At 73.3% G+C, this 25304-nt stretch carries 28 protein-coding genes and 2 pseudogenes; 21 read left to right on the top strand and 9 right to left on the bottom strand.

The window, feature by feature from the left end; all coding sequences use genetic code 11:
- Window positions 1–24 precede the first annotated feature (24 nt).
- Complete coding sequence (locus AB0B97_RS18660; protein WP_357494893.1) at window positions 25–507, bottom strand: MSMEG_6728 family protein; 483 nt, start codon at window positions 505–507, stop codon at window positions 25–27.
- A 106-nt stretch (window positions 508–613) separates the two neighbouring features.
- On the opposite strand from AB0B97_RS18660, the pseudogene AB0B97_RS18655 reads away from it, so the two are divergent.
- A pseudogene (locus AB0B97_RS18655) lies at window positions 614–2344 on the top strand (NAD-binding protein); the annotation flags it as partial.
- 108 nt (window positions 2345–2452) lie between these two features.
- Here AB0B97_RS18655 and AB0B97_RS18650 read toward each other — a convergent pair.
- Both AB0B97_RS18650 and AB0B97_RS18645 read right to left on the bottom strand, forming a co-directional pair.
- On the bottom strand, window positions 2453–3697 hold the full coding sequence (locus AB0B97_RS18650) for an APC family permease (RefSeq protein ID WP_357494891.1): 1245 nt from the start codon (window positions 3695–3697) through the stop codon (window positions 2453–2455).
- 9 nt (window positions 3698–3706) lie between these two features.
- Complete coding sequence (locus AB0B97_RS18645) at window positions 3707–4444, bottom strand: phosphatase PAP2 family protein (RefSeq protein WP_357494982.1); 738 nt, start codon at window positions 4442–4444, stop codon at window positions 3707–3709.
- A 120-nt stretch (window positions 4445–4564) separates the two neighbouring features.
- Between AB0B97_RS18645 and AB0B97_RS18640 the strand changes: the two genes are divergently transcribed.
- The gene (locus AB0B97_RS18640; protein WP_234583351.1) at window positions 4565–5788 is read left to right on the top strand and encodes a DUF4032 domain-containing protein; all 1224 of its coding nucleotides are present in this window, start codon (window positions 4565–4567) and stop codon (window positions 5786–5788) included.
- Between the two features lie 292 nt (window positions 5789–6080).
- Here AB0B97_RS18640 and nagA read toward each other — a convergent pair whose 3' ends face one another.
- The 3 genes from nagA to AB0B97_RS18625 are packed head-to-tail and all read right to left on the bottom strand — an operon-like array spanning window position 6081 to window position 9173.
- Complete coding sequence (gene nagA, locus AB0B97_RS18635; protein ID WP_357494889.1) at window positions 6081–7190, bottom strand: N-acetylglucosamine-6-phosphate deacetylase; 1110 nt, start codon at window positions 7188–7190, stop codon at window positions 6081–6083.
- Entirely contained in the window at window positions 7187–8188 is a 1002-nt protein-coding gene (locus AB0B97_RS18630; RefSeq protein ID WP_357494887.1) for an ROK family protein, read from the bottom strand. Before AB0B97_RS18630 ends, nagA begins: the two co-directional genes overlap by 4 nt.
- A 55-nt stretch (window positions 8189–8243) precedes the next feature.
- Window positions 8244–9173 (bottom strand): sugar isomerase, encoded by a 930-nt coding sequence (locus AB0B97_RS18625; RefSeq protein ID WP_234583348.1) that lies wholly within the window; start codon window positions 9171–9173, stop codon window positions 8244–8246.
- Window positions 9174–9375: 202 nt separating this feature from the next.
- On the opposite strand from AB0B97_RS18625, the gene AB0B97_RS18620 reads away from it, so the two are divergent.
- The 4 genes from AB0B97_RS18620 (at window position 9376) to AB0B97_RS18605 (ending at window position 12840) form a co-directional block, all read left to right on the top strand.
- Window positions 9376–10161 (top strand): DeoR/GlpR family DNA-binding transcription regulator, encoded by a 786-nt coding sequence (locus AB0B97_RS18620; RefSeq protein ID WP_357494885.1) that lies wholly within the window; start codon window positions 9376–9378, stop codon window positions 10159–10161.
- Between the two features lie 120 nt (window positions 10162–10281).
- Window positions 10282–11292, top strand: coding sequence for an ATP-binding cassette domain-containing protein (locus tag AB0B97_RS18615; RefSeq protein ID WP_357494883.1), 1011 nt, complete (start codon window positions 10282–10284; stop codon window positions 11290–11292).
- Window positions 11289–12305: an ABC transporter permease subunit gene (locus AB0B97_RS18610; protein ID WP_234583347.1), complete on the top strand. Its 1017-nt coding sequence runs from the start codon at window positions 11289–11291 to the stop codon at window positions 12303–12305. Before AB0B97_RS18615 ends, AB0B97_RS18610 begins: the two co-directional genes overlap by 4 nt.
- 112 nt (window positions 12306–12417) lie before the next feature.
- Window positions 12418–12840, top strand: coding sequence for a DUF3263 domain-containing protein (locus AB0B97_RS18605; protein WP_357494880.1), 423 nt, complete (start codon window positions 12418–12420; stop codon window positions 12838–12840).
- Window positions 12841–12851: 11 nt separating this feature from the next.
- Here AB0B97_RS18605 and AB0B97_RS18600 read toward each other — a convergent pair whose 3' ends face one another.
- Window positions 12852–13067 (bottom strand): hypothetical protein, encoded by a 216-nt coding sequence (locus AB0B97_RS18600; RefSeq protein WP_234583345.1) that lies wholly within the window; start codon window positions 13065–13067, stop codon window positions 12852–12854.
- 279 nt (window positions 13068–13346) lie between these two features.
- On the opposite strand from AB0B97_RS18600, the gene AB0B97_RS18595 reads away from it, so the two are divergent.
- From AB0B97_RS18595 to AB0B97_RS18525, 15 genes and pseudogenes are all read left to right on the top strand, one after another.
- A complete protein-coding gene (locus AB0B97_RS18595; RefSeq protein ID WP_357494878.1) occupies window positions 13347–14024 on the top strand; it encodes a hypothetical protein in 678 nt (225 codons plus the stop codon).
- A complete protein-coding gene (locus AB0B97_RS18590; RefSeq protein ID WP_234583343.1) occupies window positions 14021–14416 on the top strand; it encodes a phage holin family protein in 396 nt (131 codons plus the stop codon). Before AB0B97_RS18595 ends, AB0B97_RS18590 begins: the two co-directional genes overlap by 4 nt.
- A gap of 24 nt (window positions 14417–14440) precedes the next feature.
- Window positions 14441–15040: a DUF3618 domain-containing protein gene (locus AB0B97_RS18585; RefSeq protein ID WP_357494876.1), complete on the top strand. Its 600-nt coding sequence runs from the start codon at window positions 14441–14443 to the stop codon at window positions 15038–15040.
- Window positions 15009–15899, top strand: coding sequence for a hypothetical protein (locus AB0B97_RS18580; RefSeq protein WP_234583341.1), 891 nt, complete (start codon window positions 15009–15011; stop codon window positions 15897–15899). Before AB0B97_RS18585 ends, AB0B97_RS18580 begins: the two co-directional genes overlap by 32 nt.
- Window positions 15900–16025: 126 nt before the next feature.
- Window positions 16026–16535 carry a GNAT family N-acetyltransferase gene (locus AB0B97_RS18575; RefSeq protein ID WP_234583340.1) on the top strand — a complete coding sequence of 170 codons (510 nt, stop codon included), beginning with the start codon at window positions 16026–16028 and terminating at the stop codon, window positions 16533–16535.
- 280 nt (window positions 16536–16815) lie between these two features.
- A complete protein-coding gene (locus tag AB0B97_RS18570) occupies window positions 16816–17256 on the top strand; it encodes a hypothetical protein (protein WP_357494874.1) in 441 nt (146 codons plus the stop codon).
- A gap of 2 nt (window positions 17257–17258) precedes the next feature.
- On the top strand, window positions 17259–18488 hold the full coding sequence (locus AB0B97_RS18565) for an SRPBCC family protein (protein WP_357494872.1): 1230 nt from the start codon (window positions 17259–17261) through the stop codon (window positions 18486–18488).
- Window positions 18485–18703 (top strand): annotated as a pseudogene (gene gvpJ, locus AB0B97_RS18560) (gas vesicle protein GvpJ); the annotation flags it as partial. The gene AB0B97_RS18565 and the pseudogene gvpJ (AB0B97_RS18560), both read left to right, overlap by 4 nt.
- Window positions 18704–18872: 169 nt before the next feature.
- Window positions 18873–19628 carry a GvpL/GvpF family gas vesicle protein gene (locus AB0B97_RS18555; protein WP_234583337.1) on the top strand — a complete coding sequence of 252 codons (756 nt, stop codon included), beginning with the start codon at window positions 18873–18875 and terminating at the stop codon, window positions 19626–19628.
- Between the two features lie 2 nt (window positions 19629–19630).
- Window positions 19631–19960 carry a gas vesicle protein GvpG gene (locus AB0B97_RS18550; protein WP_357494870.1) on the top strand — a complete coding sequence of 110 codons (330 nt, stop codon included), beginning with the start codon at window positions 19631–19633 and terminating at the stop codon, window positions 19958–19960.
- Window positions 19929–20243, top strand: a complete 315-nt coding sequence (locus tag AB0B97_RS18545; RefSeq protein ID WP_234583335.1) for a gas vesicle protein — start codon at window positions 19929–19931, stop codon at window positions 20241–20243. Before AB0B97_RS18550 ends, AB0B97_RS18545 begins: the two co-directional genes overlap by 32 nt.
- A gap of 1 nt (window position 20244) precedes the next feature.
- Window positions 20245–20628, top strand: a complete 384-nt coding sequence (gene gvpJ / locus AB0B97_RS18540) for a gas vesicle protein GvpJ (protein ID WP_234583334.1) — start codon at window positions 20245–20247, stop codon at window positions 20626–20628.
- On the top strand, window positions 20612–21439 hold the full coding sequence (locus AB0B97_RS18535) for a GvpL/GvpF family gas vesicle protein (RefSeq protein WP_357494867.1): 828 nt from the start codon (window positions 20612–20614) through the stop codon (window positions 21437–21439). The genes gvpJ (AB0B97_RS18540) and AB0B97_RS18535 overlap by 17 nt, the downstream gene beginning before the upstream one ends.
- Entirely contained in the window at window positions 21436–21648 is a 213-nt protein-coding gene (locus AB0B97_RS18530) for a gas vesicle protein (protein ID WP_357494865.1), read from the top strand. Before AB0B97_RS18535 ends, AB0B97_RS18530 begins: the two co-directional genes overlap by 4 nt.
- Window positions 21645–21998 (top strand): gas vesicle protein K, encoded by a 354-nt coding sequence (locus AB0B97_RS18525; RefSeq protein ID WP_357494863.1) that lies wholly within the window; start codon window positions 21645–21647, stop codon window positions 21996–21998. Before AB0B97_RS18530 ends, AB0B97_RS18525 begins: the two co-directional genes overlap by 4 nt.
- Before the next feature lie 85 nt (window positions 21999–22083).
- On the opposite strand, the gene AB0B97_RS18520 is transcribed toward AB0B97_RS18525, so the two are convergent.
- Window positions 22084–23013: a superoxide dismutase gene (locus tag AB0B97_RS18520; protein ID WP_357494861.1), complete on the bottom strand. Its 930-nt coding sequence runs from the start codon at window positions 23011–23013 to the stop codon at window positions 22084–22086.
- Window positions 23014–23106: 93 nt separating this feature from the next.
- Window positions 23107–25290, bottom strand: a complete 2184-nt coding sequence (locus tag AB0B97_RS18515; protein WP_357494859.1) for an AAA family ATPase — start codon at window positions 25288–25290, stop codon at window positions 23107–23109.
- Window positions 25291–25304: the final 14 nt, after the last annotated feature.

Genomic DNA, 25304 nt, shown 5'->3' with positions numbered 1-25304 from the left:
CTCCCTCTTCGGGCCCAGTCTCCCCTACGGCAGGCAGCGGCGCTCGCGGTCGGACGCGGGCCAGACGTACTCCAGGTCGTCGGGGGTGTCGGCGCCGAAGATCGGGCGGTAGTGCGTCGGGTCCTTGCGCAGCAGCGACGAGCGGTGGCTCAGGTGCAGGTCGTCGCGGCCCAGCCAGGGCGGCAGGTCACCGGCGCGGGCCAGCTCGTCCTGCGTGCGGACGACGCCGGCCCCGCAGGCGGCGGCAAGGTCGACGGTAAGCGTGGTGGCGCAGGTGTCGGCGCGTCCCGGCTCGGTCCAGACGGCACACATGTCCAGCCCGTAGCGGGTGAGCGCCTCCTCGTACCCGGCCCACATCTTCACCGCCGGATGGTTGCGCCACCCGTACCCCGGCCAGGTGAGCCCGCGCAGCACCTGGATGGCCTCCACCCGCTGCTTGCCCAGCCGCTTCTGGTCCAGCGCGCGGGCGCTGGCCAGAAAATCCGGGTACGGCAGGAAGGTCTGCATCCCGCTGCTCTACCCGCCGCCCCTGTCGACATGCCTGGTCTCCGTGCGCGGCCGGGATGATCCGGGCGGGGTCGCCCAGTGTGGTCGTGCTGGTTACGATCCGGGCATGGCGGAGCCGTGGCGGGACCGGGCGCGACGGGCGGTCGAGTGGAACTGGCGGCTACGCGCCGCCGGTGACCCGCGTCCGCACTACGTGATCTGCGGTCAGGACGCTCTCGCCTACTACGTGGCCCGCGCGATGGTCGAATCCGACCTCCCGGCCGGCGGCGTCCGGGTGACGGTCGTGCTGCCGGAGCGCTACCGCCGCAACGGGCCGGACGTGGCCGGGCTGCGCGGGGTCCGCGTGGTCCGCTCGGAGCGCCTGGACGTGGCGACCTTCGAGGCCGCCGGGCTGGCCGGGGCGACCGGTCTGGCCCTGCTGCACCAGGACGACGTCGGCAACCTGCACGCCGCGCTCTGCGCCCAGGCCGTCGACCAGCGGGTGCGCCAGGTGCTGCGGATGTTCAACGGCACTCTCGCCGACGGCGTACGCAAGCTGCTCAAGGCGCCCGTCGAGGTGCTCTCCGACGCCGAGATGGCCGCGCCGGCGTTCGTGGCCGCCGCGCTCGGCGAGGTCGACCCCAGCTCCTTCCAGCATCGGGACAAGACGTTGCGGGTGGCGCGGCGTGCCGACGTGCGGGAGCAGGACGTGGTCTGCGCGCTGGCCCACCTCACCGAGCAGCAGGGCGTGGAGTTGCTGCCGGACGAGTGGGTCCCTGCCGACCTGGTGCTCGCGGAGGTGACCGGGCAGCCGCCGGGCACCGAGGTCGCCGCCCGGCGGCTGGTCCGGGCGCGGCGGCGGCGCCGCCCGATCGCGGTGCTGATGAGGGCCGTACGCGGCTTCGCCACCCGCAAGATCGGCATCGCGGTGATGCTGGTTCTCGCGGTCATCGCGGTCCTGGGAGCGCTGATCTCCCGCGCCGAGGACGTCTCACCGCTGGAGGCGCTCTACCTGACGTTGGTCACCACGCTCAGCGGTGCCGACCCGGACACCGACAAGGCGGCCGACGCGCAGATCATGCAGGTGGTGCTCAACCTGGCCGGGTTGGCGCTGATCCCGCTGATCACCGCGGTCGTCGTGGACGGCATCGTCAACGCCCGGCTGGCCCTGCACACCGGCCGGCTGCAACCGGCTCGCGCCGGGCACGTGGTGGTGATCGGTCTGGGCAACGTCGGCACACGGGTGATGGCACAGCTCCGCGAGTACGACGTCGAGGTGGTGGCGATCGACAAGGATCCGGAGCCGCGCGGCGGGGCGCTGGCCCGCCAGTTGGAGGTGCCGTTGATCGTCGGCGACGCCGCGCTGCCTGAGACACTGGCCGCCGCGTCGGTGGCCGACTGCCAGGCGTTGGTGGTGGCGTCCACCGACGACGTCGCCAACCTGGAGGCGGCCCTGGCCGCGCGCGATCTCCGCGACGACCTGCGGGTGGTGCTGCGGCTCTTCGACGGTGACTTCGCCGAACGGGTGGAGGAGACCTTCGCTCTCGGGGTGTCCCGATCGGTCTCCTACCTGGCGGCGCCGGCCTTCATCGGCGCGCTCACCGAACGCGCGGTGATCACGACGATCCCGGTCGACAGGCATGCGCTGCCGGTCGCCGAGGTGCCGGTCGCCGCGGGCTCGGAGCTGGACGGCGCACCGCTGGAGGCGGTCTCCCGGAACGGGCAGGTCCGCCTGATCGCCCGGACGGCCGCCGGTGGGGCGAAGACGATCTGGTGGAGGGACCTCGACCCGCGACAGGTGATCTTCGCCGGTGACCGGCTCACCGTGGTCGCCCGCCGGCGTGGCCTGGACTGGCTGACCACCCAGTGCGCCCCGCCCGCCCGTACCGGTCCAATTCCCCGGCCGACCGGGTCGGCGCCCGGCGGCGAATCGATCCCGTCGTCGGTGCCGCGCCCGGCGGACCTCTCAGCGACTCCGCTGCCGCAGGCCGTACCCGACGACGCCCGCGACGAGCACCCCGAACCCGGCGAGGACGCTGCTGAGCGGCAGGTTGACCGCCAGCAGCAGGCAACCGACAAGCCCCAGGCCGGCGAGCACCTGCACCGGTAGTTTCCGCTCCCGATCCCGATCCCGGCCGAGCGTGAGTGCCGCCGCGTTGGTGATCGCGTAGTAGACGAGCACCGTGCAGCTGGAGAAGCCGATCGCGTCGCGGACGTCACCGAGCAGCACCACCACGATCACCACGGCGGCGACTGCCAGCTCGGCGCGGTGCGGCACCTGGTGCACCTGGTGCACGGCGGCCAGCGCACTGGGAAGGTCGCGGCGGCGGGCCATCGCGAGGGTCGTCCGGCCGACCCCGGCGACGAGGGACAGCAGCACCCCGACGACGGCGATCGTGGCCCCGGCGCGGACCACCCAGGCCAGACCGGGCAGGCCGGCGGCGGTCACCACGTCGACCAGGGGCGCAGCCGAACCGGCCAGCCGGTCGGCGCCGAGCACGCCGAGCGTCACCACGGCCAGCACCAGGTAGATCGCGAGCACCGCGCCGAGGGCCAGCGGCACCGCGCGGGGGATGGTCCGCTGCGGGTCGCGGACCTCCTCGCCGAGCGTGGCGATCCGTGCGTAGCCCGCGAAGGCGAAGAACAGCAGCCCGGCGGCGGTGAGCACACCCCGGCCGGAGCCACCGGGGTCGCCGAGCCGATCCAGATGCACCGGCCCACCCACCACGCCGACGACAGCGACAAACGTCAGCACCACGAGCACCACGCCGACGAGGGCCTTCGTGGCGGTGGCGGTCTTGCCGATGCCGCGCAGGTTCACCGCCGTCACCGCGACCACTGCGCCGACCGCGACCAACCGCGCCTGCCCCGGCCACAGGTACGCCCCGATGGTCAACGCCATCGCCGCGCAGCTCGCCGTCTTGCCGACCACGAAACCCCAGCCGGCCACGAAGCCGGCCAACGGTCCGAGCCGTTCCCGGCCGTAGACGTAGGTGCCACCGGATTCCGGGTAGCGGGCCGCCAACCGGGCCGAGCTGGTCGCGTTGCAGAAGGCGATGAAGCTGGCGAGCACCAGCGCGGGCAGCAGGCCGGCGCCGCCGGCCGCCGCCGCGGCCGGACCGAACACCACGAAGACGCCCGCGCCGAGCATCGAGCCCAACCCGATGACAACCGCATCGTGTACGCCGAGCCGCCGCGCCAGTTGATCCACGCTTCGACCCTAGGGGTACGAGGTGAACGGCTGGTCCCAGTGGCGTAGCCGGCCGCCCAGTGGCAGATCGTCCCAGGGCACCCGGTGCAGCAGCCGGTCCAGGAGAAGCCCGAGCAGCAGCCCGGCCACCGAGTCGGTCAGCCAGTGCCAGCCCAGATAGGTGGTGGTGGTGAGGACCACCAACGGTGGCACCACCCGGATCACGGTGACCAGCCGGGGCGGCAGGTGCCGGCCGAAGCTGCGCGCGAGGGGGGCGAGCAGCAGGGCGATGACGCCGTACCAGACGATCGCGTTGGCGACGTGCCCGGACGGGTAGGACTGGGCGAACCGCACCGGCAGGTCGTCGTGGAACAGCGGCAGGGTCTGCTCGGGCGGCAGGAACGGCTCCTTGACGCTGGCGCTCGGTGCCGCCCGGGCGGTCCAGACCTTGAGCGGGCCGATCGTCAGGTAGGTCAGCACGAAGCCGACCACCGGCGGCAGGATCGGCCGCACCGACCGCAGCCGGACGGCCAGCAGCACGCCCAACCCGGCGGCGATGAGAGTCAGCGGGGTGCCCTGGCCGAGCAGGTTGAACACCCGGGCCACCCAGTACGCGACCGTCGGCCGGTGCGCCTCGGCCCAGTCGGCGACGGCCCGGTCCAACCCGAAGAGCTGGTGGGCGACGAGGGCGACGGTCAACCCGACCAGGGCGGCCAGCAGCAGGGCGTCGAACCACCAACCGGCCGGGCGGACGGGCCGTAGCCGCAGGTCACGTCGTACCGCCGTGGGTTTGAGCACGCGACCACGCTACCGGGCCGACGCGAGGCCGGGGTGTTCGGCGTTGTGGGCCGAGCCACGATGTGAGGCGGATGCGGGGGGCGACCCGTCATGCTTGTGCCCGTGCGGATCACGTCTGCCCTCGTGGACCCGGCGCTGCTCGACCTGCCCTGGTCGACACCGCTGGAGGAGTGGCCTGCCCAGCACCTGGTGGCCCTGCCCCAGGGCATCTCCCGACACATCGTCCGCTTTGTCCGCCTGGGTGACTACGTCTACGCCTTCAAGGAGACCCGCGAGCGGATCGCCGAGCGGGAGTACGACCTGCTGCGGGCCCTGGAGCGCATCGACTTCCCGTCCGTCGAGGCGGTGGCGGTGGTCGCCGACCGGCAGACCGACGACGGCGAGCCCCTCGAATCGGTGCTGATCACGCGGCATCTGCAGTTCTCGCTGCCGTACCGGGCGCTCTTCTCGCACACCCTGCGCCCCGAGACGATGAGCCGGCTGCTCGACGCGCTCGCCGCCCTGATCGTGCGGATGCACCTGACCGGCTTCTTCTGGGGCGACTGCTCGCTGTCGAACACGCTGTTCCGCCGCGACGCGGGCGCGTTCGCCGCCTACCTGGTCGACGCGGAGACGGGCGCCCTGCACAACTCGCTCTCCAACGGGCAGCGCGGCGAGGACCTGGAGATCGCCCGGGTGAACATCTTCGGTGAGGCGCTGGACCTCCAGGCCGCCGGCCTGCTGCACGAGTCCATCGACCCGGAGGTGGTCTGCGAGGAGGTCGTGCAGCGCTACGAGCGGCTCTGGCACGAGATCACCTACGAGCAGGCGGTCGAACGGGAGGCGCGGCACGACATCGAGGGCCGCATCCGCCGGCTCAACGAGCTGGGCTTCGACGTGGCCGAGGTCGCCATGTCGACAATCGACGACGGGCGCTACCTGGTGCGACCGAAGGTGGTCGACGCCGGCTACCACACCCGGCGACTGCTGCGGCTGACCGGTCTCGACGCCGAGGAGAACCAGGCCCGCAAGCTGCTCAACGACCTGGACGCGTACCGGGCGGAGAGCGATCTGACCGACGAGCAGCAGGCGGCGCACCGCTGGCTCACCGAGGTCTTCGAGCCGGTGGTCCGGGCCGTGCCCGCGCACCTGCGCCGCAAGCTGGAGCCGCAGGAGCTGTTCGCCCAGATCATCGAGCACAAGTGGCTGCTCTCCGAGCAGGCCGGCCGGGACGTCGGGATGGCGCCCGCAGTGCAGTCGTACCTGTCCGACGTGCTGGTGCACCGCCCCGACGAACAGGCCGTGCTCGGCGTCGACGTCCCCGCCCTGGGCTGAGACGGCCTCCGCTTCACGGCGCCGCCGTGCTGGCCGCCGCTTGTCGCCGCCCGTCGCCCTCTGGTGCTGTTGCGGTCGTCGCGACCGGAGCCTTGAGTCCGACACGTCCCGGACGGCCAGCCCCTCGACAGGGATGGAGACGCGTCCTGTCGAGCTGCCCCAGATATGGGGCAGTCGCCGCCCCAGGTCCTAGCCCCACCTATGGGGCAGCTCGACAGCGTGTGCAGTAGCAAGGGGCGTTGCCCGTCCGGGAGCGCGCGGCGAGCGCGACGGGAGGGGCAGCCCAGGCGCGTCACTCCACCCAGGAGCCGCCGCGCAGCACCCGCACCACGTTGAGGTCGTCGTCGAGCACGACCAGGTCGGCGCGGAGGCCGACCTGGAGGGCACCGACCCGGTCGCCCAGGCCGATGGCGCGGGCCGGGGTGGTGGCCACCATCCGGGCGGCGTCGGCCATCGGGATTCCGGCGTGCACGGCGTGTCGCAGCGCCGCGTCCATGGTCAGTGTGCTGCCGGCGATCGCGCCGTCGCGGGCGAGTCGGGCCACCCCGTCGGTCACCGTGACGGCCTGACCGCCCAACTCGTACTCGCCGTCGGCCATTCCCGCGGCGGCCATCGCGTCGGTGATGAGCGCGGCGCGGTCCGGGCCGACTGTCGCGGTGGTGAAGGTCAGGATGCCGTCGTGCAGGTGCACCCCGTCGGCGACCAGTTCACAGATCACGGTCGGCGCGTCGAGCATGGCCACCACCGGGCCCGGCTCGCGATGGTGCACGGGCCGCATGCCGTTGAACAGGTGCGTACCCACGCTCGCGCCGGCAGCGATGGCGGCGCCGGTCTGCTCGTAGGTGGCGTCGGTGTGGCCCACGGCCGCCACCACGCGGTGGGTGGTGAGCAGCTTGATCGCCTCCAGCGCGCCGTCGCGTTCCGGGGCGAGGGTGACCATGCGGATCGCGCCCCGACCCAACTCGATCAGCTCGGTCAGCTCGTCCGTCGACGGGTCGCGCAGGTACTCCGGGTTCTGTGCCCCGCAACGGGCCGCGGAGAGGTAGGGGCCCTCGAAGTGGACGCCCGCCAGCACGCCCTCGTCGACCAGCGGCGCGAACGCCTCGGTGGCCGAGCGCATCACCGCAAAGGGCGCGCTGACCAGGCTGGCCAGCAGCGTCGTGGTGCCGTGCGCCAGGTGGAAGCCGGCCGCGGCGCGCGCCTGGTCGGCGTCCCCGGTGGTGAAGGTGTGCCCGCCGCCGCCGTGGGTGTGCATGTCGACGAAGCCCGGCAGGATCCAGTGTCCGTCGCGGACCGACGGATACTCGGCCACGGCCGTGATGCGGTCGCCGTCCCACTCGACGCAGCCCTGCCGGATGACACCGGTCGGGGTCACCACTTTGCCGTTCACCCGTACGGTCATCGCTCCTCCTGATGGTCAAGGACGCGGGCGGCGTCCGTGTCACGGACGCCCGCGGCGTCCAGCGCGAGCAGGGCGGCGCCGAGGCAGCCCGCCTCGTCACCGAGGGCCGCCGCGACCAGCCGCGGCTCCCGGTGGAAGGTCATCCGCTCGTGCAGCGCCGCCCGCAGTGGGCCGAGAAGGCCGTCGCCCGCCTGGGCCAGGCCGCCGCCGAGCACGATCGTCGACACGTCGAACAGCGCCTGCCCGGTGGCGAGGCCGTCGGCGAGGGCCTCGACCGCCTCCTGCCAGACCCGGCTGGCGAGGGGCTCACCGGCGGCCGCCCGCTCGGCCACCATGGCGGCCGTCACGGCGGCACCGGGCGTCTGCTCCGCGCCGTCGCCGGCCAGCTCGCTGTAGCGGCGGCCGATCGCGGCCGCCGAGGCGACCGCCTCCAGGCAACCGGGTCGCCCGCAGCCGCAGCGCGGGCCGTCGGGACGGACCAGGATGTGGCCGATCTCCCCGGCGGCGCCGTGCGCGCCGACGGCGGCCGAGCCGTCGACGACGTACGCGGCGGCGATGCCGGTGCCGATCGCCACGAAGAGCACGTGGTCGGCGTCGCGCCCGGCGCCGAGCCGGGCCTCGGCGAGGCCGCCGGCGCGCACGTCGTGGCCGAGCGCTGTGGGCAGCCCGAGCCGCGTCACGGCCAGGTCCCGCAGCGGTACGTCCCGGAAGCCCACGTTCGCCGACCAGACCGCGACCCCGCGCGCCTCGTCCACCACCCCGGGGACGGCGATGCCTGTCGCGACCGGGGTGAGGCCGTCGGCTCGGGCCTTGCCGATCAGCCCGTCGGCCACGTCGAGGATGGTGTCGAGCACGGGGGCCGGGCCGCGCGCGGCGTCGGTGGGGTGTCGCTCGGTGTGTACGACGACGCCGTCCGGTCGGACCAGGGCGCACTTCATGCCGGTGCCGCCGACGTCCAGCGCCACGACCACCCGGTCATCGCTCACGGCACCGCTCACGGCGCAGGCTCGGTTCGCGACTGCGGGGCTCGCAACCCCGGCTCACTCCTCGCGCTCATGCCAGCACCACGGACCGGCTGAGGTGCCGGGGCGCGTCGGGGTCGAGGCCCCGGCTGGTCGCCAGGGCGACCGCGAAGCGCTGGGCCAGGATCAGGTCGGCCATCGGGTCCACCGGCGTACGACCGGCGGACCAGCTGCCGAGCACCGTGCGCCAGCCGTGCGTACGGCTGTGCACGAAGGCCGCGCCGGTCGCGGCCACGTCCTCGGGCAGCCCCTCGGGCAGCTCGCCGAACGCCCACACGAGCCGCCCCGGTGCGGCGATCGAGATGGGGCCGTGCCGGTAGTCCATCGCCGGGTACGCCTCGGCCCAGAAGGTGGCCGCCTCGCGGCACTTCAGCGCGGCCTCCTGGGCGAGGCCGACCGTCCACCCCCGGCCGAGGAAGGTGGCCTGGCCGATGGTGGCCGGGTCGATCGGCAGCGGGGAGCGCACCGCCACCTCGGCGTCGGCGGCGAGCGCGGTCACCGGGTCGCCGAGGTGTGCCCGGAGCAGGGCCAGCGCGGTCGTCGCGAAACGGGTCTGCACCACCGACCGCTCGTCGGCGAACGGCATGGTCACCGCAGCGGTGGCCAGGTCGACCGCCGGCGCGGCCGGGTCGCCGACGATGACTGTGGTGGGTGTACGTCCGCGCAGCGCGGCGAGCAGCTCCAGCACCTCGGTGGTGGTGCCGGAGCGGGTGATCGCGATCAGCCGGTCGTAGTGGCGGCCGGCCGGGAACTCGGACGCCTGGAACGCATCGGTCTCGCCCTGGCCGGCCTGCTCGCGGCGGGCCGCGTACGCCATCGCCATGAACCACGACGTGCCGCAACCGACGACGGCGACCCGCTCGCCGGGGCGGGGAAGGTCGCCGCGTACGGCACCGGACAGCTCGGCGGCCTCCCGCCAACAGTCGGGCTGGCTCGCGATCTCCGCGTCCACGTACGCCATGGGAAACTCCTCGCCGGGCCGACCTGTCTGCGCAATACGGCTCGTTACACCCGTATTTCGCGCGTTATTCTGCGCGAAGCGGGGTCGTCGTGGCAACCGCCCGGCCGATCGCGCAGATGAGCCTTTTGCGCCAGGCTAGTTTCGCGCACTAGTGTGCACGCAATCAATCACCGAGCGTGCAGTTGCTGGGAGGGCCCCCGCGGTGGACCGGTACGCCAGATGGAACGCCCTGCTGGAGATGCTGACCGACAACGGCCGGGTCAGCGTCGAGGCGGCCGCCGAGCGGCTGGACGTCTCCCAGGCCACCATCCGACGTGACTTCGACCAGCTCGCCCAGCAGCAGATGATCACCAGGACCCGGGGTGGCGCGGTCGCCAACGGTGTCTCGTACGACCTGCCGCTGCGCTACAAGACGGCCAAGCACTCGGCTGAGAAGCAGCGGATCGGCGCCGCCGCCGCGGCGCTCGTCACGCCCGGCACCGTGGTCGGCCTCAACGGTGGCACCACCAGCACGGAGGTGGCCCGGGCCCTCGCCGTACGACCGGACCTGAACACCAGCGCCGAGGGTGCCCAGCTCACGGTGGTGACCAACGCGCTGAACATCGCCAACGAGCTGCTCGTGCGGTCGCGGATGAAGGTGGTGGTCGCCGGCGGGGTGGTGCGGCCGAAGTCGTTCGAGCTGGTCGGCCCGCTGGGCGGTGCGCTGCTGCGGGAGGTCACCCTGGATGTCGCGTTGCTCGGCGTGGACGCGATCGACCCGCAACTCGGCGCCGCCGCGCACCACGAGGGTGAGGCGGCCATGAACAACCTGATGGTGGCCCGCGCCAAGCGGGTCGTGATCATCGCGGACTCGTCCAAGTTGGGCGGTCACGCCTTCGCCCGCATCTGCCCGGTCGAGCGGGTCGAGACGCTGGTGACCGACTCGGGGGCGGCCCCGGAGCTCGTGGACGCCTTCCGGGCGGCCGGCGTGCAGGTCGTCTGCGCCTGAATGGTGACACTCCGTAGCTGAAACGCATCGATCGGCGTGTCGATGCATACCGGGTATTGCGCGGCGCTGCATACCGCGTATGGTGTCGGCTGTCACGCCCACCATCGGGGGAGGTGCAGCTTGCCAGCTGTCCTGGAGATCGAAGGTCTACGTAAGACGTACAAGAGTCGTCGACGCGGCACCCGCAACGCGCTCGACGGCTTCGACATGCGGGTCGACGCGGGGCAGGTGCACGGCTTCCTGGGCCCCAACGGGTCCGGCAAGACGACCACGCTGCGTACGCTGCTCGGCCTGATCCGGCCCGACGGTGGCCGGATGACGCTGCTCGGGCACGAGGTTCCCGCCGCGCTGCCCACCGTCGCCGGCAACGTCGGCGCGATCGTCGAGAGCCCGCAGTTCTTCCCGCACTTCTCGGCCCGGGACACGCTGTCCCTGCTGGCCGGGGCCGGGGAGGTGCCCGCCACGCGGGTCGACGAGGTGCTGGAGCTGGTCGGGCTGCGCGACCGCGCCGGCGAGCGCGTCAAGACGTACTCGCTGGGCATGAAGCAGCGGCTCGCCGTCGCGTCCGCCCTGCTGAAGAACCCGACGCTGCTCATCCTCGACGAGCCGGCCAACGGCCTCGACCCGGGCGGCATCCGGGAGATGCGCACGCTGATGCGGACGCTCGCCGAATCCGGGATGACAGTGCTGCTGTCCAGCCACATCCTCGGCGAGATCCAGCTGATCTGCGACTCGGTCACCATCATCTCGCTCGGCCGACGGGTCGCCTTCGGCCCGGTCGACGAGGTGCTCGCCCAGCACTCGTCCGGCGCGGTCCGGGTCCGCCTGGAGGCGGTCAGCGACCTGCCGACGGCCACCGAGGCCCTCACCCGGGCCGGGATCCGGGTCACCGGGCACGCGGACCACCTGATGCTGAGCGGTGTCGACAAGCCGGCCACCGTGACCCGGCTGCTCGCCGAGCACAACCTGTACGTCAGCGAGCTGGCCCCGATCGCGGTCGACCTGGAGAGCGTCTTCCTCGAACTGACCGCCACCGCGCCGGTCCCCGGCCAGCACCGCCAGGTCGACGAGTCCACGAAGGTTGGTGGGACGGGTCAGCCCGGCGCCACCGCGGGAGGGTGGGGCGCGTGAGCCTCTTTCGGACGGAGCTGCGCCGGCTGACCAAGCGGCGCTTCACCCGCTACATGACGCTTCTCGGCCTGCTGGTGCTGGCCGCGGTAGTGGTCGGTGTCTTCTTCACCAACCACAAGATCGACGCCGGTCAGCTCGCCAAGGCCGAGCGTCAGGCCGACCAGCAGTACCAGGAGCAGGTCCGCTGGAGCGAGCAGGAGCGGGTCAACTGCGAGCAGGCCAAGACGGCCGGCACGCCGAACGACGGCCGCTACCCCGACGACTGCTCGGTGATCACGGCGCCGTCGCGGGACCAGATCGAGGCGGAGTGGTTCCTGCCCTCGACGTTCAACTTCCGCAAGACGTTCGACGAGACACTGGTCCCGTTCGCGGCGATCCTCGCCCTGGTCGGGTTCGTCATCGGCGCGTCCTTCGTCGGCGCCGAGTGGAGCACCGGCGGCATGATGAACCTGCTGCTCTGGCGGCCGAAGCGGCTCACCGTACTGCTCACCAAGCTGGCCGCGCTGCTCACCGGCATCCTGGCGGTGACGCTGCCCGCCGCGGTGCTGTGGTTCGCCGGGTTCTGGGCGGTGGCCAGCTTCCGGGGCAGCACCGAGAAGATGACCTCGGGTGCCTGGCAGTCGTTCGCCCTGACCGGGGTACGCGGCGTGGCGCTGGTGCTCGTGCTCACCACCATCGGCTTCGCGCTGGCCTCGCTGGGCCGGCACACCGCGATGGCCCTCGGTGGTGTCGTGGCGCTCATGGTGGTCGGCCAGTTCGGCCTGGGCATTCTGCTGTCGATGGCCAGCGTGAAGTTCGCCGAGGCGTGGCTGCTGCCCACCTACGCCCTGGCGTGGATGACCAAGAAGGTGACGCTGCAGGACTGGGATGCCTGCAACGCCACCTACTCGGGGGAGTGCAAGCCGGACACCATGGACATCACCTGGCAGCAGTCGTCCGTACTGTTCTCGATCGGGGTCGTGGTGATCCTCGGCGCGGCGCTCTGGACGATGCGTCGACGCGACATCACCTGATCGACGTCACGGAGTCAACGGCACGGCCGGCCCCACCGTCGGGTTTTCCGACGTGCGGAGCCGGCCGTGCCGGCTGCTGCGACAGTGGTCGGCCCTGGCTAGGCTGAACGTCATGCCCGCCGACGCCGCGCCGACCGCTCCCGAGCCGTCCACCGACGCTCGTCCGGGCGAGCTGGCCGGCGGTGTCGCGCCCAGCGTCCCGACCCCCCGCCCGGCACCGCCCGTCGAGAGCACCGACGACGCCCCGCCGGCCGACACCGAAGCGGCAGACGACGAGACGGCCACCGCCCCGGCCGCGCCCCCGGCGGGCCTGACCGCGCGCGAACTGGCCATCCTCGCCTTCGAGCAGCAGTGGTGGCGGCACGCCGGCGCCAAGGAGCAGGCCGTCCGGGACACCTTCGGCGTCTCCTCCACCCGGTACTACCAACTGCTCAACGGGCTGCTGGACAATCCGGCGGCGCTCGCCGCCGACCCGGTACTGATCGGCCGGCTCCGCCGGCTCCGCTCGTCGCGCGCCCGCAACCGCCGTCGCTGAGCCCGCCGGCCCTACTTCTTCTCGTACCCCTGCAGGCCGTTGCCGATGGCGAAGAAGGTCGGCGCCCACTCGCCGATGAAGATGCCCCACCGGTCCGCGCGCGCCACACCGGCCCGCTCCAGGTGCCTGGACAGGAACCAGCTGGTGAACGACAGGCCGATGCTGGCGAAGCCCGCCATGTACATGTGTTCCGCCTTGAGCCCCGATTCGTGCAACCGCTTCAACATGCGATCCCCCTGACGCTGTGGACGGTCTGCGCGGTCCGGACACCGCCGTCCGCGATCCGCCGGACTCACCGTTCCTGCCGGGTCCGGTCGTCCGGAGACTCCGGAGATGGCTGTTGCTGACGCTACCGTCCGTGCTGCCTCCGATGCGGTCCGTTGGCCCTGATCGGTGGTCTTTCCCCGTCGGCGCGTCGACCGGTTCGCATGTCGGCGGGCCCGGCGGGTAGGCGACGGACGTTCCGGGGTCGCCAGGCGACCGAGCACCCAGGAGGGGAGCGGGGCATGACGGCAACGAACCAGAGCGGCACACCGAGCGGTAGCGGGCAGCAGGCCCGGCAGGAGGCGTCCCGAGTCGGCCACCAGGCCACGCAGGCCGGTGGGCAGGTCGCCCACACCGCCGCCGACCAGGGCGGGCAGGTGGCCGCCGAGGCGCGCAGACAGGCCCGGCAGCTGACCGGCCAGGCCGGCGGACAGCTTCGAGAGCAGGCACAGACGCAGCAGCGGCGGGCCGCCGAGGGCCTGCGCGACGTTGGTCGTGAACTGGGGTCGATGGCCGAGCGCGACGGTGATTCCGGGCTGGCCGGCCAGGCGGTACGGCGGGTGGCTGACGCCGCCCAGCAGGCCGCGGGCTGGCTCGACGAGCGTGAACCCGGCGAGGTGCTCGACGACGTGCGCAGTTACGCGCGGCGCCACCCGGGGACCTTCCTGGCCGGCGCGGCAGTGGCCGGGCTGCTGGTCGGACGGCTCACCCGTGGCCTGACGGCGTCGGCCTCCGGCAACGGCGGGAGCCCGGGCACGCCGAGCGCCCAGCCCGCGCCCCAGGGCGCAGCCCAGCCCGCCCCGCAGGGCGCACCGGCGGAGACCGGTCAACAGCAGCCGTACGTGGGGGCGGCGCGGGCGCAGAACGTCTCGCCCGCCGGTCGGCCGCAGTCGGACCTGCCCGGCGGGGTGGCACCGTGAGCGCCCCGGAGAAGGAGCGGACCCAGGCATCGGTTGGCGACCTCCTCGGCGACGTGACCCGGGACATGTCCACCCTGGTGCGCAAGGAGGTCGAACTGGCCAAGGCCGAGCTGCGCGAGGAGGTGACCCAGGCGGGCAAGTCCGGCGGTATGTTCGGCGCTGCGGGGCTGGCCGGGTTCCTCGCCGTGCTCTTCGTGTCGTACGCCGTGTGGTGGGGGCTTTCCAACGCGATGGACCAGGGGTGGGCGGCGCTGATCGTCGCGATCCTCTGGGCCGCCGTCGCCGGTGGCCTGTTCCTCAACGCGCGGACCCAGCTGAAGCGGGCACGTGCGGTCCTGCCCCGAACGAAGCAGACCGCCCGGGAGTTGCCGGACGCCCTGCGGGGCCGGTGACCGAGTCGGTAGGGAGAGCACACCATGTCCAGTGATCCGGATCGGATCCGGCGGGAGATCGAGACCACCCGCAACGAGTTGAGCAGTGACGTCGACGCCCTGGCCGACAAGGTCAACCCGCGTCGGATCGCCGGTGACAGCGTCGGGCAGGCTCGCGGCGCTCTCACCCGAGCGAAGGAGAAGATGATGGGCAGCTCGAATCACCTCGGGCAGGAGGCCGGCCAGCGGATGTCGTACGCCGCCGGCTCCGTCCGCGACGAGACCCGGTCGCTCGGGCAGCAGTCCCGCGAGCAGGCGCAGGGCAATCCGTTGGCAGCCGGGCTGGTCGCCTTCGGCGTCGGTCTGCTGGCCGCATCGCTGATTCCGCCGAGCGGGCGGGAACGGCAACTCGCCGGCCGGGCGAGGGAGATGGTGAGCGAGCACTCGGGTGAGCTGCGCGAGCAGGCGAGCCAGGTCGGCCACCAGATGCAGGACAACCTGCGGGAGCCCGCGCAGCAGGCGGCCCAGTCGGTGCGCTCCAGCGCCCAGCAGGGGATGTCCGCGGTACGCGACCAGGGTCGCTCGGCCGCCGGTCAGGTGCAGGGACAGGCGCATGCGTCCGCCGACCAGCTTCGGCAGCGCTGATGCGACGGGGCCGGCGCCGATGATGCGGGTACGCTCCGCGTCCGCGCCGGCCCCGGGCCGGTCGGTCAACGAGGACCTGGTCTTTCAGTTCGGCCCGCTGGTCGGCGTCCTGGACGGCGCGACAGTGCCGGACGGCTTCGACACCGGCTGCGTCCACGGCCCGGAGTGGTACGTCCGACACCTGGCGGCCCGGCTCGGTGTGGCCGAGGCGGCCCGTCCGGCGGCCCGCCTGACGAGCAACCTGGCAGCGGCCATCCTCGCCGTCCGCGCCGACCACGGTGGGCAGTGCGACCTCGACCATCCGGGCACCCCGTCCAGCACTGTCTGCCTGCTGCGGGACTGCGGCGACCAGGTGGACTACCTGGTGCTCTGCGACAGCCCGTTGGTGCTGGACGTCGGCGGGCAGGTCAGCGTGGTGACCGACGACCGGCTGGACACGGCGATGGCCGAGCTGCGGCAGACGGTCGCGACCGTGCCGGCCGGCGCGGCGGACCCGGTCGCGCGGTTCCGGCACGCGGTAGGCGTCCAACGGGAACGAATGAACCGCACCCACGGCTACTGGGTGGCCGCCGCCGACCCCGACGCGGCCTTCCACGCGGTGACCGGGACGGCGCCCCGGCGCGGTCCGGCTGCCCTGCGCCGGGCCGCGCTGCTCAGCGACGGCGCGTCCAGTGCGGTCGAGCAGTTCGGGCTGACCGACTGGGCGGGGTTGCTGGACCTGCTGAGCGTCGAGGGGCCAGCCGGGCTGCTGGGCCGGGTCCGCGACGCCGAGCGCGATCATCCCGACCGGCTGCGAAGGCACAAGCCCACCGACGACGCCTCGGTGGTGTTCTGCGACTTCGGGGTGGTCGCCCCATAGGCCAGATGACGACGGAGCGTGAGGAGAAACACCCTAACCGGCCGACCGGCCGGTACGGGTAGCCGGACCGCCAGTGGATGTCCAATGGGGTGGACTTCGGCCGATGAGGCCGGCAGACTGCGGCACGTGGCGGGTGCGGTCCGGCTTGAGCCGGTGGACGAGCAGAACTTGGAGCCATTGCTCTCCGTAGCGGCTGCCGAGGCCGAGCCGGGTGAGGTGATGCCTCCGGTCGAGGCTCCCGCTGGCTGGTCGCTCGCCCGCCGGGAGGCGTTCCGTGAGTTCCACCGGGCGAGTTTCGCCGGTCTGGACGGCCCGACCGGCTCCCAGATGTACGCGATCCTCGTCGGCGGCGAGGTGGTCGGCATGATCCGGATGACGCGCTGTGACGAGCCGGGCACGGTGGAGACCGGCATGTGGCTCGGCCTGTCGGCGCGCGGTCAGGGGATCGGCGCGGCGGCCCTGCGGGAACTGCTCAACGTCGCCGCCCGCGCGGGCATGCGAGCCGTGGTCGCCGAGACGACGTCGGACAATGTCGGCGCGGTAGCAGTTCTCGAAAAATGCGGTGCGAAACTGCGTGAGGACGGCGGAAAGGTGCACGCCGAAATCTGCCTCGATTCGACGCCTCCCGCTCTCTGAAACTGCTCCACTCTTTCGTCGTCGTTGGTGTCCTCCCTGCTCAAGAGCGCCTGAAAGTCCTGTCTGTGCCGCTGGGTGCCGTCTTTCCGAATGTCTCCGGTGCCGCGCTCACGGAAATTGTCGGAGCGGTTTCGCGGCAATTCCCCCGGGTACTGCCCGCCGGGTCCGCAGATACGGGACGTCTGATCGAGGGCGTGGCGCGCGCTATTCCCCGGTAGCCCTTCTCCGGCCCCTGCGCGGGCAGACGGTCCCGGACCCACCGGGGAGCGAGGGAGACCTGATGAAGACCGGAACACGAATCGGGCTGGCGGTGGGCTTCGGCTACCTGCTGGGCCGCCGTCGCAAACTGCGTACCGCCCTGACCCTGGCCGCGGCGGTGGCCGCCGGCCGGGCGAGCCGCGACCCGGGCGGTCTGCTGAAACGAGGTGGCGACCTCCTCCAGTCGTCCCCGCAGTTGAGCAACCTGAGCCGGCTGGGCGGGCCGCTGGTCAACGCCGGTCGGTCCGCCGCGACCGCCGCGGCCGGCAGCGGCGTCGACGCGCTCACCGGCCGGCTGCGCGGCTCCGCCGACGCGCTGCGCCGCCGCACCGGCAACCAGAGCGGCAACAGCGACGGCGACAACGGCGGTGACGGCAGTCGGAGCGGCAACGGCAACCAGAGCGCCGATCGCGGCGCGACGAGCGACCGGAACGACGCGGCCGGGCAGCGACGGGGGCGGTGACCATGGCGGGAGACACCAAACCGGGAGGCCTCGGCGACAAGCTCCGCGGCCAGTTGGCCGACGAGGTGCGCAACCTGGCCGGGGCGATCGGCGATCGCGCGGTGAGCGTGGTGACGGAGCGGATCACCGGTGCGACGGGCCGCCTGAGCGAGTACGCGCGCCAGGGCGGAGGACCGGGCCTGATCGCCGCCGCCACCGGCGCGCAGAAGCTGGCCGAGGGCGGCTCACCGATGAAGGCGATGGTGCATGCCGGGGTGGCCGGCGGTAAGGAGAAGGTGATGTCGGCTCTCGGCCGCGTGGGCGGCAAGGGCGGTAAGGGCGGCAAGAAGCAGAAGGTCACCAACATCGTCGAGACGATCGAGGTCGGTGTCCCGGTGCGAGCCGCGTACAACCAGTGGACGCAGTTCGGCGACTTCCCGAGCTTCATGAAGAAGGTCGAGCAGGCGGAGAACGACGAGGCCGAGAAGATGACCTGGAAGGCGCAGGTCTTCTGGTCGCACCGGACGTGGGAGTCGACGATCATCCGCCAGGTGCCGGACCGGCTCATCCACTGGCGTTCGAAGGGCGAGAAGGGCTCGGTCGACGGCACCGTCAGCTTCCACGGGATCACCCCCGACCTGACCCGCATCCTGGTGGTGCTCGAGTACCACCCGCAGGGCCTCTTCGAGCACACCGGCAACCTGTGGCGGGCCCAGGGCCGGCGGGTGCGGCTGGAGTTGAAGCACTTCGTCCGGCACGTCATGACCGAGGTGGCGCTCGACCCGGACCAGGTGCAGGGCTGGCGCGGCGAGATCCGCGACTCCCAGGTGGTCAAGGACCACGAAACCGGCCTGCGCGAAGACCGGGAGCAGCGCGAGCAGCGGGAGCGCGGCCGGGAAGGGCGCGGCCAGGCTCCGACCGAGCCGGATGACGAGGAGTACGCCGACCAGGAGCCGCCCGAGGAGGAGCCGCGCCGCCGGCCCGGCGGGCGACTGCGTCAGCGGCCACCCCGGCGACCGGCCGAGCCGGAGTACGACGAGGAGTACGAGGCGTACGAGGACGGCTACGACGAGGGGTACGCGGACGAGCCCGACGAGGAGGAGCCGCCGCCGCCACCCCGTCGTCGTGCTCCCGAGCGGGCCCGCCGCCCGCAGCCGCGCGAGGAGCCGCAGCGGCCCCGGCCGCCGGTGCGCCGGGGATCGGAGCCGCCGCGCCGACCCGTGGTACGCCGCCGCCGGGAGGAGGAGGAGTGACGCTCGCCTCCGGCGGTGACGCCGTTGGCGGGGCCCTGGAACGTGTGGGGGGTGCCGCCGGCGGGCTCGCCGACGTCGTGGAGACGGTGCTCGACAAGGGCATCGTGATCGACGCGCAGGTGACGGTCGGGGTCATCGGCATTCCCCTCGTGGAGATCAACGCCCGGGTGACCGTGGCGAGTATCGAGACGTACCTGCGGTTCGCCGAGGCGGTCGACCGGCTCGACCTCGACCCGGGCGAGGGCGAGGGATTGGCCGGCCTCGTCGGTGGCGTCACCGGCGCGGTCCGCGAGGTCACCGGTTCGGTCCGGGACGTCACGGGCTCCGTGCGGGACGTCACCGACGACGCCACCGGCACGGTGCGGGACCTCGGGAGGAGCTGACATGGCGGACGACACGGGACTGTTCATCTACGGGCTGGTGCCGGCGGACGTGGAGGCGACACCCGACGCGGCCGGGGTCGGCGACCCACCCGGCGAGGTGACTGTCATCCGGCACGGAGACCTCGCGGCCCTGGTCAGCGAGGTGCCGCTGGACGCGCCGCTGGGCCAGTCGGCGGACCTGCGGGCGTACCAGGAGCTGCTCGACGGGACGGCGGCCGTGGCGCCGGTGCTGCCGGTGCGCTTCGGCACCGTCGTCACCGGGCCGGACGCGGTGCTCGACCTGCTCCGGCCGCACCACGACCGGTTCGCCGCCGCGCTCGCCGAGTTCGAGGGCCGGGTGCAGTACGTGGTGCAGGGCCGCTTCGACGAGCGGGCGTTGCTGCGCGCCGTCCTCGACGAGAACCCGAACGCCGCTCGGCTCGCCGAGCAGGTACGGGGTCGGGGCGAGGCGGCCAGCAGGGAGCCCCGGATCCGACTCGGGGAGCTGATCAGCCAGGCTGTGGAGTTGCGCCGTGAGGCGGAGAACCGGCGGCTGCTCGACGTCACGGCCGAGTACGTGGTGACCACGCAACTGCGCCCGCCGACCCACGAGATGGACGCGGGGCACGTGGCGCTGCTGGTGGACACCGACACCGAGGCGGACCTCATCGACGTGCTGGAGCAGTACGCCCAGGACCGGCGGGGGCTGCTGCGGCTGCGACTGCTCGGGCCGCTCGCCCCGTACGACTTCGTCGACGCCCACCAGTTGGCGGGCTGACGGTGGACCTGCTCTGGGCGCTGCTGACCCTGCCGTACGCCCCCGTGCGCGGGTTGACCGCAGTGGTCGCTGTGGTGGCCCGGGAGGCCGAGTCGCGTCAGCGGAACCCCGTGAACGTCCGGCGCGAGCTGGAGGAGCTGGACGCCGCCGTGGCGGCCGGCGAACTCAGCGCCGAGGAACGCGACCGCGCCGAGCAGCGGGTGCTGGACCGGCTCACCGGGGGAGCGGGCCGGCGTTCCGAGGGCTCGGCGTCCGCTGACGGACGATCTCGTGGCCCAGTCCGGGAGAGGAGAGTGCGCCGTGACCGACGACGCGAGGGCCCGCGAGCGTGAGCCGGCCGACGAGGATTACCTGCAGCCCGTGTCGGCGGCCGAGGCGGCTCGTGCGGGCCTGCGGCAGCTCGTCGAGTTGACCGGCCGCGAGCCCTCCGTGACCACGTCGCTGGAGCCCACCGAGGACGGTTGGCTGGTCGGGGTGGAGGTGGTGGAGGCACGCCGGATCCCCAACTCGACAGACCTGCTCGGCCTGTACGAGGTGGAGTTGGACATCGAGGGGAACCTGCTCGGCTATCGGCGGGTGCGCCGCTACCAGCGCGGAAAGGGTGAGGTGGGCTGAGATGACCGCTGGGCAGCCGCCCTCGGTGGTGCAGAACTCGGGCCAGGTGCTGCCCGCCGGCCACGAGCCGGCCAACCTGGGCGACATCCTGGAGCGGGTGCTCGACCGGGGCATCGTCATCGCCGGGGACATCCGGGTCAGCCTGCTCGACATCGAGCTGCTGACGTTGAAGCTGCGGCTGGTCATCGCATCGGTGGACACGGCACGCCAGATCGGCATCGACTGGTGGGAGCACGACCCGTGGCTCAGCTCCCGTGCCCGCCCTCCGGTGGAGCCGGGACCGCGCGATCCGGAGCAGGTCGAGGCGGAGCGGCGGCCCCGGGTGGCGGCCCGGGCGCGACGTCGCGACGCCGAGGTGGAGGAGTGGGATGAGTTCGACGGCTGAGGTGGCTCCCGAGCGGCGTGCCGCGGTGACCGGGGTCTGGCTGCACGGCGTGGTGCGGGACGTCGACCGGGTGGCGCTGGCGACGGTCGCCGGGATGGGTGGCGTCCCGGTCCGCGCGGTGTCGGCCGCCGGGCTGGTCGCGGTCGTCAGCACCGCCCCGCTCGACGAGTACGGCGAGGAGCCGCTGCGCCGCAACCTGGAGGACCTGGTCTGGTTGGAGCGGGCCGCGCGGACGCACCATGCAGTGGTCGAGGCGCTCGCCCGACAGGGGCCGGTGGTGCCGGCCCGACTCGCCACCGTGCACACCGACGACGGGCGGGTCGCCGCGTCGCTCGCGGCCCGGCGGGCCGAGCTGTCCGCCACCCTGGCCCGCTTGACCGGGCGCGGCGAGTGGGGCGTCAAGGGCTACCTGGTGCCGGGGGCGTCCGCGCCCAGCGTCGCCGGGGTGGGCGGCGGTGGGGTGGGGACGGCGTACCTGCGCCGCAGGCGTGCCCAGTTGACCGCCCGCGAGGAACACCAGCAGGTGGCGAGCGCGGCAGCGGACGCCGTGCACGTCGCCCTGTGCGAGGTGGCCGTGGCGGGACGCCGGCACGCCCCACAGGACCGGCGGCTCTCCGGGGTGCCCGCACCGATGGCGCTCAACGGGGCGTACCTCGTCGACACCGCGGCGCTGCCCCGCTTCACCGACCTGGTCGGCTCGTTGGGCTCCCGTCATCCGGGCCTGCGGCTGGAGCTGACCGGGCCGTGGCCGGCGTACTCCTTCGTGGCGGAACGGCCGGAGCCCGCCGGCGCTGGCGGGGAGTCGCGGTGACCACCGCTCTCGCGCCGAGCAGCGCGGACGATCCGCTGGCCTACCGGCCGGTCGCCCTGGTCGACCTCCTCGACCGGGTGCTCGCCACCGGCGTGGTGATCAGCGGCGACATCACGTTGTCCATCGCCGACGTCGACCTGGTCCGGATCTCGTTGCGGGCGCTCGTCGCGTCGGTCGGCGCGCTGACGCCACCTGAGGATGTCGGATGACCGGCCGGGACGACGCGGGCGAGTTGATCGCCGCGCTCGACGCGCAGTCGTGGCGGCCACCCCGGGTCACGCCGTTGGACCGCCGGATCGCGGTGGACCGTGACTCGGTCGAGCGGGGACTGGCCAGCCTGGTGCTCACCGTCGTCGAGTTGCTGCGCCAGCTGATGGAGCGGCAGGCGCTGCGCCGGGTGGACCTCGGTGACCTCACCGAGGAGCAGGTCGAGCGCATCGGCGTCACCCTGATGGCGCTGGAGGAGCAGATGGCGGGGCTGCGCGAGCACTTCGGTCTGGCCCCGGAGGACCTGAACCTGGACCTCGGCCCGCTCGGCCCGCTCCTCCCCACGGACTGACCCGTGCCGGACTGACCCGCGCCCGATCGGCCCGGGCCGGGACGGTCGGCGGTGACCCGGACGGGCCGCCGCCGACCGCGCTCGATCAGGCCGGGAGACGGACGATGTCGTAGTCGACGTCCGGGCCGGGTTCGACGTCGAACCGGCCGTTCACCACGTACAGCGCCGAGCCGAGCAGGTCGCCGGTGGCCGGCGACCGCAGGGCCGGACCGGTGATCTCCCGGCGCACCACGCCGACGGTGTAGTCGGCGTTCAGCCCGACGACAGCGATGACGTTTGTCAGGTTGCGGATCACGTAGAGGGTGTGACCGCGCAGCACCAGCCCGTCAGCCCGGTCCACCGAGTAGCCGCCGAGGTCGAAGACACGGCTCGCGCCGGTGCGCGGGTCGACGCGTACCAGCCGGCCGGTCAGCATCTGCGCGACCAGCAGGTCACCGTCGGGCAGCGCCACGATCCCGTTGTTGAACGCGTCGGGCGTCGCGGCCGGGCCGCGCAGCGGCAGGACCCGCGCGGCGCCGGCGGCGGGCAGCCGACCACCCGGAAGCAGCGGTACGACGTACAGCGCCGGTCGGGCCGAGTCGGTGAAGTAGACGGCGCGGCTGGTGACCACGAGGTCGTTGACGATGCTGCCCGGCTCGTCGGTGAACTGGTAGTGGGCCAGTTGGGCGCCGGTGCCGCCGTGGTGGACGCTGGCTCCGCCGGAGGAGAAGTCGGCGGTCCACAGCCGGCCCTGCGGGTCGAGCTTGAGACCGGCCTTCTCCCGGCCCGGCGCACCCGGGATGAGCACCGAGCCGCGCCCGGTACGGACGTCGCCCCGCCAGACCGCGCCGTTGCCGACCGAACCGACGTAGACGGTCGTGCCCCGACCGATGGTCAGACCCTCCGGGCTGAACCCGTCCGGCAGGGCGATCCGGGACGGGAACGACGGCGTCGGGTGCGCCGCCGCCGAGCCGACAGTGGTGAGGGTGGCCGCGGCCACCAGAGGGACGACGAGAAGAGTGAGGAGCCTGCGCAAGAGGAACACCGCCTGTCGTCGAGTGGATCTCTCCACTGAGGAACGTGCCGCTCTGGTAACGCGCCGGGTACGGCAAAAGGTTGGGCGCGGCGCTCAGTCCCTGCCGGCGGCGTACGCGGCGAGCCAGGCGACCTGGGCCGCATCGAGCGACGGCCGGACCCGTTCGCGGGCGGCCGCCACGTGCGCGGCGGTGACCGTGGCGGCGGCCAGGGACTCCCGCATCGCCGCGAGCGCCGCCTCCCGGACCACCGCCGCGCAGTCCGCCGCCGAGAAGCCGGTCAGCTCCGCGCCGAGCGCGGCCAGGTCGACGTCGGGCGCCAGCGGCACGTGCCGGGCCGCGGCGCGCAGGATCTCCGCGCGGGCCGGCCCGTCCGGCGGCGGCACGTAGACCAGTCGCCCCAACCGGCCGGGTCGCAGCAGCGCGGGGTCGACCAGGTCCGGCCGGTTCGTGGCCCCGACCACCACCACGTTGCGCAGCGTCTCCACCCCGTCCAGTTCGGTGAGCAGCGCGGCGACCACCCGATCGGTGGTGCCCCCGTCGGTCGCCTGCCCGCGTACCGGCGCCAACGCGTCCACCTCGTCCAGGAAGATCAGCGTCGGGGCGGCCTCCCGGGCGCGGCGGAACAACTCGCGTACCGCACGTTCGCTCTCGCCCACCCACTTGGAGAGCAGCTCCGCGCCCTTCACCGAGAGCACGTTCGCCCGTCCCGAACCGGCGAGCGCGGTGACCAGGTAGGTCTTGCCGCAGCCGGGTGGGCCGTAGAGCAGCACGCCGCGCGGTGGCTGCACGCCGAGGCGGGCGAACGTGTCCGGGTAGGTCAGCGGCCACAGCACCGACTCGGTAAGCGTCTGCTTGACCTCGTCCAGACCGCCGACGTCGTCCAGGGTCACCGACGCCAGCTCCAGGGTGGACGCCGCCATCGTCGTCGGCCGGACCACCTCCAGGGCGGCGGTGAAGTCGGCCATCGCCACCGTCGGCGTCCGCGCGGACTTCTGCCGCAGCGCGGCGCGTACCCCGGCCTCCCGGACCAGCGCGGCCAGGTCCGCCGCCACGAACCCGGGGGTACGCCCGGCCACCTCGTCCAGCCGGACGTCGTCGGCGAGCGGCACCTGCCGGGTCAGCACGGTGAGCTGCTCACGGCGCAGGGCCGGATCGGGCAGCGGAACGCTGATCCGCAGCGACAACAGGTCCGGTGCGCGCAGCGCCGGGTCGACCGCCTCGGGCCGCCCGGTCGTGCAGACCACTGCGACACCCGCCCGGACGGTTTCCGCGAGCACCTGCCGGAACACCGTGGCCACCGGGCCGGGCTCCTCCGCCGGTGCCAACGCCTCCACATCGGTGACCAGCAGCACCGCCGGTCCGCCGGCCCGAACCGTCGTCGCCGCCGCGCGCAGCCGGTCGGCCGCCGCCTGGTTGGTCAACGCGGCCACCTCGGGCGCCCACAGCGGGTGGACGCGCGCGCCCACCCGGGCGGCGACGGCCCGGACCAGCGCCGACTTCCCGGAACCGGCCGGACCGGAGAGCAGCACGCCCAGCGAGATGGCGGTGCCCAGCCGGCCCAGCACCTCCCGGTGGTGAAAGCCGAGATCGAACAGTTCGGTCAGCTCCTCGGCCTGGGCGCGCAGGCCGGGCAGCTCGTCCACGTCCGGCACGTCGCCGGCCGCGTCCACCGTCGGGGCCGCGGCGGGCTCGCCGTGGGTGGCCGGGCCGTGCTCCCAGGCGACCACCGTGTCCATGGTGACCAGCGACCCGGCGGACTCCTCGACGGCGACCACGGTGAGCAGGGTGCTGGTCCACGCGAAGCCGACGGTGGTGGCGAGGCTGCGCCGGGCCGCCTCGACGAGGCCGCGCGTCGAGGCGTCCGGCAGCACGTCCTGCGGCAGCAGCGACACGTCGTCGCCCGCCGTGACCACCTTGCCGAGCAGGGCGAGCCGGAGCATCTCCGGGCTGACCGACGCCAGCACCTGCACCGGCCCGGTCAACGTGACCCGGGCCGCCGGGGTCAGCGGCAGCGGCGACACCCGCACCGGAGCGCCGTCCCGCAGGCCCAGGTTGCCCAGCGTGAGGTCGTCGGCGTACAGCAGGGCGCTGCTCGCGCCCGACCCGGCAGCGGCGACGATCCCGGCGGTCTCCCGGCGGCCCGTCAGTCGCACCGGGTCGCCGGGGCGCAGCCCCAGCGCGGTCAGCGCCTCCGGGTGCAGCCGCACGATGCCCCGTCGGGCGTCCAGCGCCGCGGGCCGCAGGCTCGCCGTCAGGGTCAGGTCGGGTTGGGCCACCGCCCGACCGTAGC

Source organism: Micromonospora sp. NPDC049004 (assembly GCF_040649315.1).
Lineage (GTDB): Bacteria > Actinomycetota > Actinomycetes > Mycobacteriales > Micromonosporaceae > Micromonospora.
This window is presented reverse-complemented; position numbering and strand designations above follow the sequence as displayed.